At 67.7% G+C, this 18,561-nt stretch carries 13 protein-coding genes; 5 read left to right on the top strand and 8 right to left on the bottom strand.

Going from position 1 to position 18,561, the window contains the following annotated elements:
- Positions 1–12: 12 nt before the first annotated feature.
- Together prpF and prpD are read left to right on the top strand one after the other, a co-directional pair.
- Positions 13–1,200 (top strand): 2-methylaconitate cis-trans isomerase PrpF, encoded by a 1,188-nt coding sequence (gene prpF, locus JHD77_RS15305; RefSeq protein ID WP_003103056.1) that lies wholly within the window; start codon positions 13–15, stop codon positions 1,198–1,200.
- A 134-nt stretch (positions 1,201–1,334) separates the two neighbouring features.
- Complete coding sequence (prpD, locus tag JHD77_RS15300) at positions 1,335–2,819, top strand: 2-methylcitrate dehydratase (RefSeq protein WP_003103059.1); 1,485 nt, start codon at positions 1,335–1,337, stop codon at positions 2,817–2,819.
- Here prpD and JHD77_RS15295 read toward each other — a convergent pair.
- Positions 2,797–3,585: an AraC family transcriptional regulator gene (locus tag JHD77_RS15295; RefSeq protein WP_003103062.1), complete on the bottom strand. Its 789-nt coding sequence runs from the start codon at positions 3,583–3,585 to the stop codon at positions 2,797–2,799. The two genes, prpD and JHD77_RS15295, sit on opposite strands and share 23 nt — an antisense overlap.
- 106 nt (positions 3,586–3,691) lie before the next feature.
- Here JHD77_RS15295 and JHD77_RS15290 point away from each other — a divergent pair, with 106 nt between their 5' ends.
- Positions 3,692–4,507, top strand: coding sequence for a sulfite exporter TauE/SafE family protein (locus JHD77_RS15290; RefSeq protein WP_031688568.1), 816 nt, complete (start codon positions 3,692–3,694; stop codon positions 4,505–4,507).
- A 125-nt stretch (positions 4,508–4,632) separates the two neighbouring features.
- Here JHD77_RS15290 and JHD77_RS15285 read toward each other — a convergent pair whose 3' ends face one another.
- Both JHD77_RS15285 and JHD77_RS15280 read right to left on the bottom strand, forming a co-directional pair.
- The gene (locus JHD77_RS15285) at positions 4,633–6,048 is read right to left on the bottom strand and encodes an amino acid permease (RefSeq protein WP_003103066.1); all 1,416 of its coding nucleotides are present in this window, start codon (positions 6,046–6,048) and stop codon (positions 4,633–4,635) included.
- A gap of 430 nt (positions 6,049–6,478) precedes the next feature.
- Complete coding sequence (locus JHD77_RS15280) at positions 6,479–6,688, bottom strand: hypothetical protein (protein ID WP_009875978.1); 210 nt, start codon at positions 6,686–6,688, stop codon at positions 6,479–6,481.
- A gap of 154 nt (positions 6,689–6,842) precedes the next feature.
- On the opposite strand from JHD77_RS15280, the gene JHD77_RS15275 reads away from it, so the two are divergent.
- Complete coding sequence (locus JHD77_RS15275; protein WP_031756380.1) at positions 6,843–9,968, top strand: transglycosylase domain-containing protein; 3,126 nt, start codon at positions 6,843–6,845, stop codon at positions 9,966–9,968.
- Between the two features lie 4 nt (positions 9,969–9,972).
- On the opposite strand, the gene JHD77_RS15270 is transcribed toward JHD77_RS15275, so the two are convergent.
- From JHD77_RS15270 to azoR1, 3 genes are read right to left on the bottom strand one after another with little or no spacing between them, the layout of a single operon-like run.
- Positions 9,973–11,136, bottom strand: a complete 1,164-nt coding sequence (locus tag JHD77_RS15270) for an AAA family ATPase (RefSeq protein ID WP_031756379.1) — start codon at positions 11,134–11,136, stop codon at positions 9,973–9,975.
- Positions 11,137–11,191: 55 nt separating this feature from the next.
- Entirely contained in the window at positions 11,192–11,497 is a 306-nt protein-coding gene (locus JHD77_RS15265; protein ID WP_003103070.1) for a DMT family transporter, read from the bottom strand.
- A gap of 9 nt (positions 11,498–11,506) precedes the next feature.
- Entirely contained in the window at positions 11,507–12,145 is a 639-nt protein-coding gene (gene azoR1 / locus JHD77_RS15260; protein WP_003120774.1) for an FMN-dependent NADH-azoreductase AzoR1, read from the bottom strand.
- A 126-nt stretch (positions 12,146–12,271) separates the two neighbouring features.
- On the opposite strand from azoR1, the gene JHD77_RS15255 reads away from it, so the two are divergent.
- Positions 12,272–13,201 (top strand): LysR substrate-binding domain-containing protein, encoded by a 930-nt coding sequence (locus tag JHD77_RS15255; RefSeq protein WP_074231401.1) that lies wholly within the window; start codon positions 12,272–12,274, stop codon positions 13,199–13,201.
- Between the two features lie 144 nt (positions 13,202–13,345).
- Here JHD77_RS15255 and putP read toward each other — a convergent pair whose 3' ends face one another.
- Together putP and putA are read right to left on the bottom strand one after the other, a co-directional pair.
- Positions 13,346–14,866 (bottom strand): sodium/proline symporter PutP, encoded by a 1,521-nt coding sequence (putP, locus tag JHD77_RS15250; protein WP_003103073.1) that lies wholly within the window; start codon positions 14,864–14,866, stop codon positions 13,346–13,348.
- A gap of 311 nt (positions 14,867–15,177) precedes the next feature.
- Complete coding sequence (gene putA / locus JHD77_RS15245; protein ID WP_003114187.1) at positions 15,178–18,360, bottom strand: bifunctional proline dehydrogenase/L-glutamate gamma-semialdehyde dehydrogenase PutA; 3,183 nt, start codon at positions 18,358–18,360, stop codon at positions 15,178–15,180.
- Between the last annotated feature and the right edge of the window lie 201 nt (positions 18,361–18,561).

Genomic DNA, 18,561 nt, shown 5'->3' with positions numbered 1-18,561 from the left:
GGACGACGACGCATGGCCCACCCACCCCAGATCCGCATCCCCGCCACCTACCTGCGCGGCGGCACCAGCAAGGGCGTGTTCTTCCGCCTGGAAGACCTGCCGGAATCCTGCCGGGTCCCCGGCGAAGCGCGCGACCGGCTGTTCATGCGGGTGATCGGCAGTCCCGACCCCTATGCCGCGCACATCGACGGGATGGGCGGCGCCACCTCCAGCACCAGCAAGTGCGTGATCCTCTCGAAGAGCAGCCAGCCGGGCCATGACGTCGACTACCTCTACGGCCAGGTCTCCATCGACAAGCCCTTCGTCGACTGGAGCGGCAACTGCGGCAACCTCTCCACCGGGGCCGGCGCCTTCGCCCTGCACGCCGGGCTGGTGGATCCGGCGCGGATACCGGAAGACGGCATCTGCGAGGTGCGCATCTGGCAGGCCAATATCGGCAAGACCATCATCGCCCACGTGCCGGTGAGCGGCGGCCAAGTCCAGGAAACCGGCGACTTCGAGCTGGACGGAGTGACCTTCCCGGCGGCCGAGATCGTGCTGGAGTTCCTCGACCCGTCCGACGACGGCGAGGACGGCGGCGCCATGTTCCCCACCGGCAACCTGGTGGACGATCTGGAGGTGCCGGGGGTCGGTACCTTCAAGGCGACCATGATCAACGCCGGGATTCCCACGGTGTTCGTCAATGCCGAGGAGATCGGCTACCGCGGCACCGAGCTGCGCGAAGAGATCAACGGAGACCCGCAGCAACTGGCGCGCTTCGAACGGATCCGCGTCGCCGGCGCCCTGCGCATGGGCCTGATCAAGACCCCCGAGGAAGCCGCGACCCGCCAGCACACGCCGAAGATCGCCTTCGTCGCCCCGCCCCGCGACTACCGCACCGCCAGCGGCAAGCTGGTGGCGGCCGGCGATATCGACCTGCTGGTCCGCGCGCTGTCCATGGGCAAGCTGCACCACGCGATGATGGGTACCGCGGCGGTGGCCATCGGCACCGCCGCAGCCATTCCCGGCACCCTGGTGAACCTCGCCGCCGGCGGCGGCGAACGCAGCGCGGTACGCTTCGGCCATCCCTCCGGCACCCTGCGAGTGGGCGCCGAGGCCAGCCAGGCGAACGGCGAATGGACGGTGACCAAGGCGATCATGAGCCGCAGCGCGCGAATCCTCATGGAAGGCTGGGTGCGCGTACCCGGCGACGCCTTCTGAACCGACCTATCCTTGCCCCGGCCTTCCGCCACCGCGAAAGGCCGGGGCGTCTTGCAGCCACGACAAGAAAAACCATCCCCGAACCAGCCTGACCCGAGAGGAAACCCACCACTTACGAACCACTGGAGTACGCGATGAGTGCCAACGTCGATCTCAACCAACGTCCCGACTACGACGCCGTCCTGCAGGACATCGCCGACTACGTGCTGGACTACCGCATCGATTCCACGGAGGCCCTGGACACCGCCCGCAACTGCCTGATGGATACTCTCGGCTGCGGCCTGCTGGCGCTGCGCTTCCCGGAATGCACCAAGCACCTCGGCCCGCTGGTCGAGGGCACCCTGGTCCCGCACGGCGCGCGGGTGCCGGGCACCTCCTTCCGGCTCGACCCGGTCAAGGCCGCCTGGGACATCGGCTGCATCGTCCGCTGGCTGGACTACAACGACACCTGGCTGGCCGCCGAGTGGGGCCATCCCTCGGACAACCTCGGCGGCATCCTCGCCGTCGCCGACCACCTCTCGCAGAAACGCCTGGCCAACGGCGAAGCGCCGCTGAGCATGCGCCAGGTACTGGAAGCGATGATCATGGCCCACGAGATCCAGGGCGTGATCGCCCTGGAGAACTCGTTCAATCGCGTCGGCCTCGACCATGTGCTGCTGGTCAAGGTCGCGTCCACCGCCGTCTGCGCCAAGCTGATGGGGGCCGACCGCGAGCAACTGCTGGCCGCCCTCTCCCACGCCTTCGTCGACGGCCAGGCCCTGCGCACCTACCGTCACGCACCGAACGCCGGCTCGCGCAAGTCCTGGGCCGCTGGCGACGCGACGAGCCGCGGCGTGCGCCTGGCGGACATCGCCTTGCGCGGCGAGATGGGCATTCCCGGCGTGCTCAGCGCGCCGCAGTGGGGTTTCTACGATGTCCTGTTCAGCCACACCAGCAAGGACCTGGCGACCAAGCCCGAGGACAAGCGGCGCTTCAGCTTCCCCCAGGGCTACGGCAGCTACGTGATGGAAAACGTGCTGTTCAAGATCAGCTTCCCCGCCGAATTCCACGCGCAGACCGCCGCCGAGGCCGCCGTGCGCCTGCATCCGCTGGTGAAGGACCGCCTGCAACGGATCAGCCGCATCGTCATCACCACCCACGAGTCGGCGATCCGCATCATTTCCAAGGTCGGCCCGCTGGCCAACCCCGCAGACCGCGACCATTGCCTGCAGTACATGACCGCCGTGCCGCTGATCTTCGGCGACCTGGTGGCCGAGCACTACGAGGACGCCTTCCACGCCGCCCACCCGCTGATCGACCGCTTGCGCGAGAAAATGGAGATCGTCGAGGAGCCGCGCTACAGCCGTGAATACCTGGAGGCGGACAAGCGCTCCATCGCCAACGCCGTGGAAGTGTTCTTCGACGACGGCAGCAGCACCGGCCAGGTCGCCGTGGAGTACCCGCTCGGCCATCGCCGCCGGCGCGCCGAAGGCATTCCGCTGCTGCAGGAGAAGTTCAAGGCCAACCTGGCCACGCGCTTCCCGCCGCAGCGCTGCCAGAGGATCTTCGACCTGTGCAGCCACCAGGCATCGCTGGAAGCCACGCCGGTGAACCGCTTCATGGACCTCCTGGCGATCTGAGCGCGCCCGCCTGGAAGGCGCTGGGCGGCTGGCCGAGGACCCGGCGGAACATGGTCGAGAAGGCTGCCGGGCTCTGGTAGCCGCAGTCCAGGGCGATGGCGGTGACCGTTTCGCCGCCGGCCAGCCGCGCCAGTGCCTGCACCACGCAGGCGCGTTGCTTCCAGGCACCGAAGCTGAGGCCGGTGTAGCGACGGAAGGTGCGGTTGAAACTGCGCAGGCTGGTATGCAGCAACCCGGCCCAGCGTTCGGCGCTGGCGCGGATGTCGGGCTCGACGAGGAACGCCTCGCAGAGCGCCAGCCAGCGCGGCTCGGGCGGCAAGGGCACGTGCAGCGGCAGCGTCTCGGCCGCCGCCAGCTCATGGAGCAACAGCGTCGCCAACGCGCCGTCGCGACCTTCGGTGTCGTATTCCAGGGGCATGTCCACCGCCGCCAGCAACAGTTGCCGCAGCAGCGGCGACACCGCCAGCACCTGGCAGTGCGCCGGCATCGCCATGGCGCTGCCGGGCTCGATGTACAGGCTGCGGGTGCTCACCCCGAGCATTCGCACCTCGTGCTCGACGCCCGGCGGAATCCACACTGCGCGCTGTGGCGGCACCACCCAGCCGGCGTCGCCGGTACGTACCTGCATCACCCCGCTGGCACCGTACAGCAATTGCGCGCGACGATGCCGATGGCGCGGCAGCAGGTAGCCGTCGGGATAGTCGGTACCCATGGCCACCACGGCCCGGGGCGTGGCGTCGTACTGCTCGATGGAAGCGTTGCGCATGGTCGAAGCACCTGGCCGAAATGCGAATAGTATTGGCCAACCTCGCGAAGCGGGCCAGCCCCGGGACGCCTAAGCTGGCCTTCCGCTCTCGCTCCGGAAACCCGCCATGTTCTATCTCCTGCTCTTTCTCTGCGGCTGCCTCACCGGGGTCAGCGCCGTGTTGTTCGGCTTTGGCGGCGGCTTCGTGGTGGTGCCGCTGCTCTATCACCTGCTGCAACTCGGTCGCACCGCCGACGACCCGCTGGCCCAGGCGGCCATGCAGGTCGCGGTGGCCACCTCGACCTGCGTGATGATCGTCAACGCCGCCCTCGCCACCTATCGCCACCGGCGCGCCGGCAGCCTGCTGCGCGCCTATGTCTGGCCGCTGGGCGCGTACATCGGTGTCGGCGCGGTGCTTGGCGCGGCGCTGGTCGGCCTGGCCAGCGGCGACTTCATTCGCCTGGCCTTCGTCGCCTACCTCGCCATCACCATCCTCGACTGCCTGTTGCGTCGCGGCTTCCTCAGCCGCGCCGAGGAGCGCCAGGCGCGGCCGCTGGGCGTCGGCGAGACGCGCCTGGGCGGAACGCTGATCGGTGCGATCGCCACCTTCCTCGGCGTCGGAGGCAGCGTGATGACCGTACCACTGCTGCGCCGCTGCGGGCTGAGCATGACCCAGGCGACCTCCATGGCCAACCCGCTGAGCCTGCCGGTGGCTCTTGGCGGCACCCTTACCTACCTGGTCCTGGCCGGCTACCAGGAGCAAGGCCTGGGCCGAGGCTTCGTCGGCTACATCGACCTGCTGGCCTTCGCCACCCTGGCCGGCGGCGGCTGGCTCGGCATCCGCCTGGCGACCCCGCTGATCGGGCGGATTCCCGATGCGCTGCATGCACGGGTGTACGTCGGCCTGCTGGCGGCGGTGATGCTGAGCATGCTGGCGGGCTGATGCCCCAGCCTGGGTAGGGCGAATAACGCCAACGGCGTTATCCGCCGGATGCACCGGACCGGATATCGGCGCAACGAAAAAAGGGCCTCGTCCGAGGCCCCTTTTCTTTTCCGGCGCTACACCGCTCAGGACGCCGCGCGGCTTACCGAGCCGGTGCCGGCAGGCTCCTTCGGCGCCAGGTTGAAGGCGTAGTACAGGACGGTCAGCAGCAGGATGAACGGCGGGCCGATGTAGAGGGCGATGCGGGTGTCCTCGAAGAAGGCCATCAGCACCACCACCATCACCAGGAACGCCAGCGCCAGGTAGGAACTGACCGGGTACAGCCACATGCGGTATTGCAGCTTGTCGCACTCGGCCGGGCTGAGCGTCTTGCGGAAGCGCAACTGGGCCAGCAGGATCATCGCCCAGGTCCAGATCGCGCCGAAGGTGGCGATGGAAGTCACCCAGACGAATACCTTCTCCGGCACCAGGTAGTTCAGCAACACGCCCAGCAGCAGCGCCAGGATCGACAGGATCAGCGCCCGGCGCGGTACGCCGCTGCGCGAGGCCTTGCCGAAGAAGGCCGGGGCCTGGCGATGCTGGGCCAGGCTGTAGAGCATGCGCCCGGTACTGAAGATGCCGCCATTGCAGGACGACAGCGCGGCGGTGATCACCACGAAGTTGATGATCCCGGCGGCGGTCTTGATGCCCATGCGCTCGAAGGTCATCACGAAGGGGCTGCCCTGGGTGCCGATCTCGTTCCACGGATAGAGCGACATGATCACGAACAGCGAGCCGACATAGAACAGCAGGATGCGCCAGAACACCGAGTTGATCGCGCTGGGAATGGTCTTCGTCGGGTTGCGCGCTTCGCCGGCGGTGAGGCCGATCATTTCCACCCCGAGGTAGGCGAACATCACCATCTGCAGCGACATCAGCACGCCCTGGATGCCATTGGGCATGAAGCCGCCGTGGGCCCAGAGGTTGGAGATGCCGGTGGCGATGCCGTCGTTGCCGAAGCCGAAGGCGATCATGCCGATGCCGACCACCACCATCGCCAGGATGGTGACGATCTTGATCAGGGCGAACCAGAACTCGAACTCGCCGAAGGCACGCACCGCGATGAGGTTGATCGTGCCCATGCTCGCCAGGGCCGCCAGGGCCCAGATCCAGCGCGGCACGTCGGGGAACCAGATACCCATGTAGACGGCGACGGCGGTGATTTCGGCGACACAGGTCACCAGCCAGAGGAACCAGTAGTTCCAGCCGGTGATGAAGCCCGCCAGCGGGCCCAGGTAGTCCTTGGCGTACTGGCTGAAGGAACCGGCCACCGGATTGTGTACCGCCATCTCGCCGAGGGCGCGCATGATCACCAGGATCGCCAGGCCGCCGAGGATGTAGGAGATCATGATGGCCGGGCCGGCCATCTGGATGGCCTTCGCCGAGCCCAGGAACAGGCCGACGCCGATACAGGCGCCGAGCGCCATCAGGCGGATGTGTCGCTCACCGAGCTCGCGCTTCAGGGAGCCGTCTTGAACCTTCTGTTCGCCGACAGACGACATGGGAACAACCTCATTTTGTTATTGAGATAGATCAGTTGCGGACTCGCTCGTGCGGTCGGGGTAGGGAAGCGGATTTCACCAACGGCGCGGCCCCTGCGCGATACCGCACAGCGGGCGACGACGGGGCGTCATAGGTTCCAGGACTGCACACCGGAAGAGGCTGTCCGCTCTCGTGGAGCGGACGTGGGCATTGCGGGAGTCGACTACAACTGAGGTCGGGCCGGAGTTTTACACAAGATTTCAAGGCCGTCATGCCCCGCGATGGGGCAACTGGACCAAAGGCGTAAGGACCGCCAACGCTGAATGGATTCACTCCCTGGGCCGCGCGCGCAGCAGCAGGGACAGCGGCCGGCCGAGCCGGGAGTGGACGGTTTCGCGCTGGCCTTGCAGGCGCCAGCTGCGCTCGAGCAGCCGGCTGCGCTGCATGGGGTCAGCGCAGGGGTTCGCGGCAGCGGAGATCGCGGTAGGGGCCGTCGAGCCTGACCCAGCCGTCTCCCGGCGAGGTCTGCATGCAGGCGACCTGACCGTCGAGCTTGCTCTGCCATTTGTAGAAGGGCGCCGGCGCGGCCTGCGCCGCGAGGCCGGAGAAACCCGCCAGGACGACACCGACGAGAAGGGGGAAAAGTGTGCGCATCGACATTCCGGACCCGAAACACAAGGAACTCAGACAGACACTCTAACCCCTGCGCCACGCCGCTCCAATCCTCGGTCGTCCGATTGCCGCCGGGGAGATTTTCCTTGCACGAATGACAGCAGGGTTGCAGCGGGACAACTAGACTTCCCCCCAGGTGCGGATGAATTGCGCAGCTACAGGCGATGCGAGCATGGGTGCATCAGAACGATCCACGAACGACCCTTCCGAGCTGCAACCCTGCAGTCTCCCTGCCTCCGCTTCTCCTCGAAAAAGCCGTCTCCGCCAACGCCTGATGCTGATCGGCTTCGCCTTGCCGATCCTCGCCGCGGTGGGCATCGTGGTACTTCACGAAGCGCACACCTCGCGGCTGCAGGCACGCGAGCTGGCACGCTATGCCGCGACCCTGGACTACGAGGTGCGCCAGGGTCCCAGCGAGGCCATCCTGTTCCCGGCGGACGGCCCCTTCGACCGCCGCCTCGGCTACCAGTTGCTGCCTTCGTTCATGCAGCGCCTGTACGACCGCGACTACGCCATCACCCGCCAGGCGCACTTCTCCCCGGCACTGATGCGCTACGCCGAACACCGGCTGTTCCCGCCCTACGCGGAAAAGGCCCAGGCCGGGCTGGACATCGCCGATTGCCGCGGCGTGCCGATCTACGACTTCCGCTATCCGCAACGGCGCTACGCGAACTTCGCCAGCCTGCCGCCGCTGGTGGTGCAGAGCCTGCTGTTCATCGAGAACCGCGACCTGCTCGATCACGAACGCCCCTACCTCAACCCGGCGGTGGACTGGGGTCGCTTCACCCAGGCGGCGCTGTCGCAGGTCGGCAAGATGCTCGGCTTCAGCGCGCACTCCTCCGGCGGCAGCACCCTGGCGACCCAGATCGAGAAATACCGCCACTCTGCCGAAGGGCGCACCGGCAGCATCGGCGACAAGCTGCGGCAAATGCTCTCGGCCAGCGTACGCAGCTATCGCGAAGGCCCGGCCAACTTCGCCGCGCGCCAGGACATCGTGCTCACCTACCTCAACTCGGTGCCGCTGTCGGCGGCGCCGGGCTACGGCGAGGTCACCGGCCTGGCCGATGGCCTGTGGGTCTGGTACGGCGCCGACTACCGGCAGGTCGGCGAGGCACTCGACGGCAAGGCCGGACTGGCCGCCCAGGGCCTGGCCCTGCGCCAGGTGCTGGCGCTGATGATCGCCCACCGCCGGCCTTCCTTCTATCTGGCGCCGCGCGGCCGCGACGAGCTGGACCGGATGACCGACAGCCACCTGCGGGTCCTGACCCAGGCCGGCGTCATCGAGGCGCCGTTACGCGATGCGGCGCTGGCGCAGAAGCTGGCGTTCCGCGACCCACGCAGCCAGCCGACGGTGCAACCGCTGCCGACCAACAAGGGCGTGACCCTGGCTCGCACCCGCCTGGCCGGGATGCTCGGCGTGCCACTCTACGACCTCGACCGTCTCGACCTGCGGGCCAATACCACCCTCCAGCACGAGTTGCAGGAAAGCGTCACCGCCTACTTGCAGAAACTCGCCGACCCGGACTACGCCGCCCAGCTCGGGCTGATCGGCGAACGCCTGCTGACCCCGACCTCGACCCGCTCGGTACGCTACAGCTTCACCCTGTTCGAACGTACGCCGAGCGGCAACCAGGTGCGGGTGCAGACCGACAACACCGACCAGCCCTTCGACATCAACGAAGGCAGCAAGCTGGAGTTGGGCTCCACCGCCAAGCTACGGGTGCTGGCCAGCTACCTGGAGACCGTCGCGCAGATCCACCGCGACTATGGCGGCATGAGCGTCGCCGAGCTGCGCAAGGTGGAAGTGGAGCCGCTCGATTTCATCCTCCGCTGGGGCATCGACTACCTGGTCGCCAGCCGCGACCGCGATCTTTCCGCGATGCTCCAGGCGGCCATGGAACGGCGCTATTCGGCCAGCCCCTACGAGAGCTTCTTCACCGGCGGCGGGCTGCACACCTTCAACAACTTCCGCAAGGAAGACAACGGCCGCCGGCCGATGCTGCTGGAAGCCCTGCGCGAATCGATCAACCTGCCCTTCGTGCGCCTGCTGCGCGACCTGATCCGCCACGATATCTACCAGAACGCCGGGAGCAAGGTGCAGTTGCTGGCCGACGACAAGGACCCGCGCCGCGCCGACTACCTCGACCGTTTCGTCGACAAGGAAAGCCAGGTCTACCTGCGCCGCTTCTGGGTCAAGTACCGCGACAAGGACGCCAACCAGCGCCTGGAGACCTTCCTCGACGGCCTGCGTCCCTGGCCGGTGCGGCTGGCCGCGATCCACCGCTACCTGCAGCCACAGGCAGACCTGGCGAGCTTCAGCGCCTTCCTCCGCGAACGCCTGCCCCGCGGCAGCCTGACCGACAAGCGCGCCGCCGAGCTGTACGAGCGCTACGGCCCGGGCAAGTTCAACCTCAACGACCAGGGCTACGTCGCCCGCGTGCACCCGCTGGAGCTATGGCTGCTCGGCTATCTGCAGAAGCAGCCGCAGGCGACCTTCGGCGAGGCGGTGGCGGCCAGCGGCGCCGAGCGCAAGGAGGTCTACGGCTGGCTGTTCAAGTCGCGGCACAAGAACGCCCGCGACAAGCGCATCCGCATCCTGCTGGAGGTGGAGGCCTTCCTCGACCTGCACCAGCAATGGAAGAAACTCGGCTATCCCTTCGATCACCTGGTGCCCTCCTACGCCACCGCCCTGGGCAGCTCCGGCGACCGCCCGGCGGCGCTGGCCGAACTGATGGGGATCATCGTCAACGATGGCGTGCGCATGCCGACCCTGCGCCTGGAGCACCTCGACTTCGCCCTGGGTACGCCCTACGAGACGCGCTTCGCCCCGGAAGCCACCCTCGGCCAGCGGGTGATGACCTCGGAGGTCTCCACGACCCTGCGCAACGCGCTGTCCCAGGTGGTCGACGCCGGCACCGCGCGGCGCCTGCAAGGCACCTTCAGCCGTCCGGACGGCGCGCCACTGGTGATGGGCGGCAAGACCGGCACCGGCGACAACCGCCTGCAGACCTTCAGCGCCGGCGGCCACGTGCGCAGTTCGAAGGCACTGAACCGCACCGCCACTTTCGTCTTCTACATCGGCCCGCGGCACTTCGGTACCCTCACCGCCTACGTCGACGGCAGCGAGTCGAGCCAGTTCAAGTTCACCTCGGCCCTGCCAGTGCAGGTACTCAAGGGCATGGCACCGCTCCTCAGGGACTACCTCGACCCACGCACCGCCACCCGCTGCCAGGTACCGTTGTCGCCGCAACAGATCGGCCGCCTGTAGCGGTTCAGCGCACCGGCCAGTACCAGGCCGGCCGGTCCAGCTCGCGCAGCCCCTGGATGCGGGTCTCGCCGAAGTCCTTCTCCAGCCCCAGCAAATGGCATTCCGGGTGCTCTTCGAGCGTCGCGACAAGCCGCGCGGCGTGCGACACCACCAGCACCTGGGAGTGCTGCGCGGCCTGGCCGACCAGGCGCCCGAGGGCCGGCAGCAGGTCGGGATGCAGGCTGGTTTCCGGTTCGTTGAGCACCAGCAGCGCCGGCGGCCGCGGCGACAACAGGGCGGCGATCCACAGCAGGTAGCGCAGGGTGCCGTCCGACAGCTCCGCGGTGCGCAGCGGCCGCAGCAGGCCGGGCTGCTCGATCAGCACTTCGAAGCGCCCTCCCGGGTTGTCGATGTGCAGGCGGCTGCCGGGAAAGGCATCGTCCACCGCCTCGTCCAGCGCCGCCGCATCACCGATCTCGCGGATGGTCTGCAGGGCCGCGGCCAGGTCGGCGCCGTCGGCGCCCAGCACCGGCGTATGGGTGCCGATCTGCGGCCGCCGCGCCGGTGCCTCGGCGTCGCTGCGGAAATGGTCGTAGAAGCGCCAGGAGCGGATCCGCTCGCGCAGGCCGAGCAGTTCCGGCACCTGTCGCGGGTCCACCGCCGCGCCCAGCATGCTGTCGAAGGTGGCGAGGTGCTGCGCCGCCACTTCCCAGCGACCGCCGCCGCCGCGTGCGCGCAACAACGGCCCGCGACGGTCGACGAGGACATTGGCCGGGCGCAGGAACGGGCCGGCCCAGATGCATTCGCGCTTGATCACCGGGTCGAGACCGAACTTGCTCTGGCTTGGCTCCGGCAGGCCGAGGTCGATGCAATAACCGAAATCCTCCCCGGCGAAGCCCAGGCGCAGGTTCACCGACTGCCGGCGCACGCTGCCTTCGATCGGCTGGGCGCCACTGCGCATGGCCCGGCTGATGTCCTCCGGTCCCGCCCACAGGGTCGATGGCAGGCCGCCCTCGCGCGCCAGCGACGGGATCACTTCGCCGCGCGCGCTGTCCGCCAGCAGGCGCAAGGCCCGGTAGACGTTGGACTTGCCGGCGCCGTTGGCGCCGGTGATCAGGTTCAGGCGCCGCAGCGGCATCACCAGGTCGCGCAGGGTGCGGTAGTTGGACACCGCCAGGGTGGTCAGCATGGCTGCTCTCGAAGGAACGGAAACGCGGCCGATTGTAGGCCAAATGCCGCATCGCTTACTTGAGCCCGGCTACCCCGGCGACGATCAACCCGACAGAAACCAGCTTCACCGCCGTCAGGCTCTCGCCAAGCAGCAGGACGCCGAGGAACACCGTGCCCAGCGAGCCGATCGCGGTCCAGATCGGATAGGCGACGCTGACCGGCAACTCGCGCAGCGCCAGGGTCAGGAAATAGATCCCGCCGATCGCCGCGACCACCGTCAGCAGCGACGGCCAGAGTCTGCCGAAGCCGTTGGAGAACTTCATGCCCATGGCGAAGGCGACCTCGAAGGCCGCCGCCACCAGCAGATGGAACCAGGCCATGGCGGCTCCTCAGGCCGACCGCGCCAGCGCCAGCAGGCGCTGTTCCGCCTCGGCGCAGGAGTCCTCGAAGGACCTGCCGCCGGATTCCTCGCCTTCCGCCGCGACCACCGTGACCTCGTCGATGCCGATGAAACCCAGCGCGGTGCGCAACCAGGGATCGGCGTGGTTCATCGCCTGGTTCTCGCCGCCCGGGCCGAAGCCATGGCCACCGCGACTGGTGACGATCAGCGCACGCTTGCCACGCAGCAGCGGCCGGTACTGGGCGACGCCATTGTCGAGGACGAAATCGAAGGTCACCCCGAGGCGCACGATCTGGTCGATCCAGGCCTTCAGGCCGCTGGGCACGCTGAAGTTGTACATCGGCGTGGAGATCACCAGCAGGTCGCTGTCGAACAGTTCGCCGACCAGTTGGTCGCTCAGCGCCAGGTCGGCCTGCATCGCCAGCGAACGCTGTTCCGGCTGGGGATGGAAGGCGGCGGCGACGAAGGCCTCGGTGACCGCCGGAAGCGGTACCCGGCCGACTTCGCGGCGAGCCACGCGGGCCTGCGGATGGGCTTCGCGATAGGCCGCCAGGAAAACCTCGGCGAGACGCCGGGACTGCGAGCGCTCGCCTCGCGGACTGGCATGCACTGCAAGAATTCTACTCATCTGTATCTCCTTGGATTCGGCTAGACTCGAATGGCCTCAAGGCCCTTCTCCTGGAGCCAAAAATTATTGGCAGCGGGGGTTCCCGACAAATGAGCAATAGTTGTTCAGGGTGAATTCAGTTCACCCATGGAGATTCCAATGTTCGCTTCCCTGCCGCTGACCGCGTTGCGCACCTTCGAATCGGCGGCCCGCCAGTCGAGCTTCAAGGCCGCCGCCGGGGAGCTTGCGGTAACGCCAACCGCGGTTTCCCACCAGATCCGTTCGCTGGAAGCCTGGCTCGGCGTTCCGCTGTTCCAGCGCCTGCCACGGAAAGTGCGCCTGACCGACTGCGGCGAACGGCTGTTCCGCAGCCTGCACGGGGCCCTGCTGGAAATTTCGCAGAGCGTCGACACGCTGCGTCCGCAGCGCAGCGTAGGCAACCTGACGGTCTCCACCACCCCGGCCTTCGCCGCCCTCTGGCTGGTGCCGCGTCTCGGCCGCTTCTACGCTGCGCGCCCGCAGATCAACCTGCGCCTGGACACCAACTGCGAAGTCCTCGACCTGCACCAGGACGCCAGCATCGACCTAGTGATCCGCTACAGCCTCGACGACCATCCGAACTTCTACGGTCTCTGCCTGTTCGACGAATGCTTCGCGGTCTACGGCTCGCCGGCCCAGGTCGCCCTGGCCGCAGAACGGCAGCCGACCCTGATCAGCGTGCGCTGGCACAACTCCAGGCTCTACGCCCACGGCTGGGAGGCCTGGTGCGCGCAGGCCGGCGAAGACTGGATGGAGGGCCAGCCGGTGATCCGCCAGTACGACGAGGAGCACTACGCCCTGCAGGCGGCCATCGCCGGCCAGGGACTGGTGCTGGCCAGTTCGATCCTGGTTTCGGAAAGCGTCGCCAGCGGCCTGCTGCAACCCTACAGAGCGGATATCAGTGTCGACGGCGCCGGCTACAGCGCGCTATGCGTGCCCGGACGGGAACGTCATCCGCCGGTGAAGGCATTCTTCGAATGGCTGAGGCTGGAGGCACGACAGTCGGGGCACGCTTGCCGGCTGGAGCGGGACGCCTGAGCGGCGCGGCGGGACAGGGACAACGCGGCTGCCGTTATCCGTCCTGCGCGGAGAGGCGCAGCAGCCGCCGGACAAAACGACGGCCCGCACCTTGCGGGGCGGGCCGTCTCCATGCGCGGGCGCTTTACCCGCCCGCAGGCTCGATCAGCGCTGGGTTACCGGAGCGGCGGAGCCCTGGTGCGCCTCGCGGTACTCCTGCTCCGCATCGTCGAAGCGCTTGAGCATGCTCGTCGAAGGCGCCTTGCCGAGCAGGCTGAAGACGACGATGGCGACGCTGGCGAAGAGGAAGCCGGGGATGATCTCGTACAGGCCGGTCCAGCCCAACAGGTTCTTCCACAGGATCACCGTCGCCGCGCCGACGATCATGCCGGCCAGCGCGCCGTTGCGGGTCATCCGCTTCCACAGCAGGGAGAACAGCACCAGCGGGCCGAAGGCGGCGCCAAAGCCGGCCCAGGCATAGGACACCAGGCCGAGCACGCGGTTTTCCGGGTTGGAGGCCAGCCAGATGGCGATCACCGCCACCAGCAGCACCATGGCGCGACCGACCCAGACCAGTTCCAGCTGGCTGGCGCCCTTGCGCAGGAAGGCCTTGTAGAAGTCCTCGGTGAGCGCCGAGGAGCAGACCAGCAGCTGGCAGCTCAGGGTGCTCATGACCGCGGCGAGGATGGCGGACAACAACACGCCGGCGATCCACGGGTTGAACAGGATCTTGGCCAGCTCGATGAATACCCGCTCGGGGTTCTCGCTGACCGCGCCGGCCTGCTCCGGATGCGCCTGGAAGTAGGCGATGCCGAAGAAGCCCACGGCCACGGCGCCACCGAGGCAGAGGATCATCCAGGTCATGGAGATGCGGCGCGCGGCAGGGATCGATTTCACCGAGTCGGCGGCCATGAAGCGCGCCAGGATGTGCGGCTGGCCGAAGTAGCCCAGGCCCCAGGCCATCAGCGAGATCACGCCGATGAAGGAGGCGCCCTTGAGCATGTCGAAGCTGGTCGCGTCCTTCAGCTCGATGGCGGTGAAGGTCGGCTCGACGCCGCCGGTGGCGAGCATCACGATCACCGGGGTGAGGATCAGCGCGAAGATCATCAGCGAGGCCTGCACGGTGTCGGTCCAGCTCACCGCGAGGAAGCCACCGATGAAGGTGTAGGCGATGGTCGCCGCGGCGCCGGCCCACAGCGCGGTCTCGTAGGAGAGGCCGAAGGTGCTCTCGAACAGGCGCGCACCGGCGACGATGCCGGAAGCGCAGTAGATGGTGAAGAACACCAGGATCACCAGGGCCGAGAAGATCCGCAGCAGGCGGCTGTTGTCCTCGAAGCGGTTGGTGAAGTAGTCGGGCAGGGTCAGCGCGTTGCCGTTGTGCTCGGTCTGCACCCGCAGGCGGCCAGCGACGAACAGCCAGTTGAGGTAGGCGCCGACGATCAGGCCGATGGCGATCCAGCTTTCGGACAGGCCGGACAGGTACACCGCGCCGGGCAGGCCCATCAGCAGCCAGCCGCTCATGTCGGAGGCGCCGGCGGACAGCGCCGTGACGAAGCTGCCGAGGCTGCGGCCACCGAGGATGTAGTCGGAGAAGTTGTTGGTGGAGCGATATGCCGCCAGGCCGATCAGGACCATGGCCGCGATGTAGATCACGAAGGTGATCAGCGTGGGCGTATTGACACTCATAGGGACTCCCCTATTGCTTGTTTTTATCCGGGCCCTTGCGTGTGCAAGCAACGGGTAGCGGGCCCTTGGTTGGCAGAATGGCGCTTGTGGCGTCACTCCGTGAGCGCTTGCCGGAGCAAGCCGGAAACGTGGGTGGCCTCAAACGAGTCCGAACAGGCCCACGCCTCACGATCCCTCCCCTGTCGGGCAGGGAAAATCGTCCTTTATGGTCCGTTCCGGGCACGCACCGGAACGGCGGTCATTTCCCTCGGCGTTCGCTGCGGCGAACCCCGGAAACCGACCCGGGCGCCAAGGCGCCCGGGAACGGAGTATCACTCGGCGTCGGCCAGCGACAGCAGCGACGCGTTGCCGCCCACCGCGGTGGTGTTCACCGACGTGGTGCGCTCGCTGACGAAACGCAGCAGGTAGTTCGGCCCGCCGGCCTTGGGACCGGTGCCGGACAGCCCGTGGCCGCCGAACGGTTGCACGCCCACCACCGCGCCGATCTGGTTGCGGTTGATGTAGAGGTTGCCGACCCGCGCCAGCTCTTCGATGCGACGGGCGGTTTCCTCGTTGCGGCTATGGACCCCCATGGTCAGGCCGAAACCGGTGGCGTTGATCGCCTGCACGACCTTTTCCAGGTCCTGCGCGGCATAACGCACCACGTGCAGCACCGGGCCGAAGTTCTCTTTCTTCAGCTCGTCGATGCCGCTGATCTCGAACGCGACGGGAGCGACGAAGTGACCGTTCAGGTTGCCCGGCACCTTGGTCTCGGCGATCAGCTTGCCGGCGGCCTTCAGCGCGGCGATGTGCTGCTCCAGGCCGGCCTTGGCCTCGGCGTCGATCACCGGGCCGACGTCGCTGACGCGCACCTCGGTCGGGCCGACCTTCAGCTCGGCCATGGCGCCCTTGAGCAACTCGATCACCCGCTCGGCGATGTCCTGCTGCACGTACATCACGCGCAGCGCGGAGCAGCGCTGGCCGGCGCTGGTGAACGCGGATTGTACCGCATCCTTGATCACCTGTTCCGGCAAAGCGGTGGAATCGACGATCATCGCGTTCTGCCCGCCGGTCTCGGCGATCAGGGTGGCGATGGCGCCGGGCTTCTCGGCCAGTTGGCGATTGATGATGCGGGCGGTGTCGGTGGAGCCGGTGAAGGCCACCCCGGCGACCCGCGCGTCACGGCAGAACACGCCGCCGAGGGTGGCGCCGTCGCCCGGCAGCAGGGCGATAACGTCCTTCGGCAGGCCGGCTTCGAACATCAGTTCGACGGTGCGCGCGGCGATCAGGCTGGTCTGCTCGGCCGGCTTGGCCAGCACGGTGTTGCCGGCCACCAGCGCGGCGCTGATCTGGCCGAGGAAGATCGCCAGCGGGAAGTTCCACGGGCTGACGCAGGCGAAGATGCCGCGGCCTTCGTAGAACAGCTCGTTGCGCTCGCCGGTCGGGCCGCGCAGTTCCTCGCGGACCAGGCGCTGGCGGGCCTGCTGGGCGTAGTAGCGGCAGAAGTCGACCGCCTCGCGGATCTCGTCGATACCGTCCTGCAACGACTTGCCGGCTTCCAGGGTGCACAGCGCCATCAGCTCGCCGCGCTGGGCTTCCAGCAGGTCGGCGAGACGCTCGAGGATGCCGGCACGCTCGTCCACCGGGGTGGCGCTCCAGCGCGGCCAGGCCGCCTGCAACACGTCGAGGGCCTTGCCGGCCTGCTCGGCGGACGCGTACTGGACGCTGCCGACCAGCCTCTCCAGGTCGTACGGGCAACGCACTTCGTGGGCCGGGCCGGAGAGCTTCTCGCCGTTGACGATCGGCGCGGCTTGCCACTGGCGGGTCAGGTGCGGCTTGTAGGCGAGCTCCAGCTCGTTCCACTGGTTCTGGATGTTCATGTTGATGCCCTGGGAGTTTTTCCGCCCGGCGCCGAAGATCGCCTGGGGCAGAGGGATACGGTCGTTGGCCAGCGTCTTGAACTGGCGCAGTTGGGTAACCGGGTGCTGGATCAGCGTCTCCACCGGCACGCGCGGGTCCACCAGCTTGTGCACGAAGGAAGAGTTGGCGCCGTTCTCCAGCAGGCGCCGGACCAGGTACGGCAGCAGGTCCTTGTGCGCGCCGACCGGGGCGTAGATGCGCACGTTGCGGCGGTACTTCTCGATCACCGTGTCGTACAGCGCGTCGCCCATGCCGTGCAGGCGCTGGAACTCGAAGTCGCGCTCCTCGCCGCCGGCGGCCCTGGCTTCGTCGGCCAGGGCGAGGATGGCGGTCACGGTGTGGGCGTTGTGGCTGGCGAACTGCGGGTAGATCACCCCGCGGGTGTGCTCGCTGAGCAGGTAGCGGGCGCAGGCCAGGTAGGAAGTGTCGGTGCCTTCCTTGCGGGTGTAGACGGGGTAGCCATCGGCGCCCTGCACCTGGCACTGCTTGATCTCGCTGTCCCAGTAGGCACCCTTCACCAGGCGCAGCGGGATGCGTGCGCCAAGCTCGCGGCCGAGCAGGGTCAGCCATACCAGCACCGGCAGGCAGCGCTTGGAGTAGGCCTGGATGACCAGGCCGAACTCGCCCCAGCCGGCGATGGCCGGGTCGCGCATCAGCTTCTCGTAGAGTTCGAGGGACAGCTCCAGGCGATCGGCTTCCTCGGCGTCGATGGTGATGCCGACGTTCAGCTTGCGCGCGCGCACCGCCAGTTCCAGGACATTGGCGAACAGCTCGCTGAGCACCCGCTCGCGTTGCGCCACTTCGTAGCGCGGATGCAGCGCCGAGAGCTTGATCGAGATCGACGGCCGCGGCCCCGGACCGACCTGCGGCTCGGCGCCGACGGTGTCGATGGCCTGGCGGTAGTCGGCCATGTATTTCTCGGCGTCGGCGGCGGTCAGCGCGGCCTCGCCGAGCATGTCGAAGGAATAGGTGTAGCCCTGCTCGCGGCATGGACGACCGTTCTTCAGCGCTTCGGAGATGGTCCGGCCAAGCACGAACTGCTTGCCCATCAGCTTCATCGCCTGGTTCATCGCGGCGCGGATCACCGGTTCGCCAGAGCGCTGCACCAGCCGGCTGATGACGCTCGGGGCGCGGCCGTCGGTGCGTTCGTCGATGTTCACCACCTTGCCGGTCATCACCAGGCCCCAGGCGGCGAAATTGACCAGAACGTTGTCGCTCTGGCCGAGATGGCGCTGCCAGTCGGCGGCGGACAGCTTGTCGCGGATCAGCGCGTCGGCGGTCGCCGCGTCAGGCACACGCAACAGCGCCTCGGCCAGACACATCAGCATCAGGCCTTCCTGGGTGTCCAGGCTGTATTGGCGCAGGAGTGCGTCGAGGGTATCGACGGCGTTGTCCCGGCTGCGCACGGTTTCGATCAGTGCGCGGGCGTTGCGGCGGATAGCCTCGATGCCGTCGGGACCGGGGTCGGCGAGCTGCAGCAGTTCGCCCAGGTAGGCTTCCTCGTCGACCGCGTAGTTGGCGCTGATGACAGGGAAGAATTCGGCTGCGGACCGGGTCTGGTCCTCGCCCTGCAAGACGTGACTGGCTTTGAACATCACGCCCTCCTCTTGTGGAGCCATTGTTATTGAAAGAAGTCCGGCCAGGCGTCCATTGCCCGGGGCACCGCCGCCGGCGGGTTGTGCCGGCGGCGCGGCACGTCCTGTGGCGCGGGAATACGGATCAGTATGGGTCAGGCCCATTCCGCCGGCGCGAGGCACCAGCGGATAGCGGAATGTAGTGGCTGCGAGAGGGGCGAT

Source organism: Pseudomonas sp. P20, from assembly GCF_016463925.1.
GTDB lineage: Bacteria > Pseudomonadota > Gammaproteobacteria > Pseudomonadales > Pseudomonadaceae > Pseudomonas > Pseudomonas aeruginosa.
The sequence above is the reverse complement of the archived record's forward strand: the minus strand, read 5'-3'. Positions and strand labels throughout refer to the sequence as shown.

What these genes read in the sequence shown, in the direction of transcription:
- putP (WP_003103073.1), bottom strand. Translation starts at nt 14,866, where the DNA reads ATGAGTGTCAATACGCCCACGCTGATCACCTTCGTGATCTACATCGCG.
- JHD77_RS15265 (WP_003103070.1), bottom strand. Translation starts at nt 11,497, where the DNA reads ATGGCCTGGTTCCATCTGCTGGTGGCGGCGGCCTTCGAGGTCGCCTTC.
- JHD77_RS15270 (WP_031756379.1), bottom strand. Translation starts at nt 11,136, where the DNA reads ATGCTGACCACCCTGGCGGTGTCCAACTACCGCACCCTGCGCGACCTG.
- JHD77_RS15285 (WP_003103066.1), bottom strand. Translation starts at nt 6,048, where the DNA reads ATGTCGTCTGTCGGCGAACAGAAGGTTCAAGACGGCTCCCTGAAGCGC.
- prpF (WP_003103056.1), top strand. Translation starts at nt 13, where the DNA reads ATGGCCCACCCACCCCAGATCCGCATCCCCGCCACCTACCTGCGCGGC.
- putA (WP_003114187.1), bottom strand. Translation starts at nt 18,360, where the DNA reads ATGTTCAAAGCCAGTCACGTCTTGCAGGGCGAGGACCAGACCCGGTCC.
- JHD77_RS15255 (WP_074231401.1), top strand. Translation starts at nt 12,272, where the DNA reads ATGGAGATTCCAATGTTCGCTTCCCTGCCGCTGACCGCGTTGCGCACC.
- JHD77_RS15280 (WP_009875978.1), bottom strand. Translation starts at nt 6,688, where the DNA reads ATGTCGATGCGCACACTTTTCCCCCTTCTCGTCGGTGTCGTCCTGGCG.
- JHD77_RS15290 (WP_031688568.1), top strand. Translation starts at nt 3,692, where the DNA reads ATGTTCTATCTCCTGCTCTTTCTCTGCGGCTGCCTCACCGGGGTCAGC.
- prpD (WP_003103059.1), top strand. Translation starts at nt 1,335, where the DNA reads ATGAGTGCCAACGTCGATCTCAACCAACGTCCCGACTACGACGCCGTC.
- JHD77_RS15295 (WP_003103062.1), bottom strand. Translation starts at nt 3,585, where the DNA reads ATGCGCAACGCTTCCATCGAGCAGTACGACGCCACGCCCCGGGCCGTG.
- JHD77_RS15275 (WP_031756380.1), top strand. Translation starts at nt 6,843, where the DNA reads ATGAATTGCGCAGCTACAGGCGATGCGAGCATGGGTGCATCAGAACGA.
- azoR1 (WP_003120774.1), bottom strand. Translation starts at nt 12,145, where the DNA reads ATGAGTAGAATTCTTGCAGTGCATGCCAGTCCGCGAGGCGAGCGCTCG.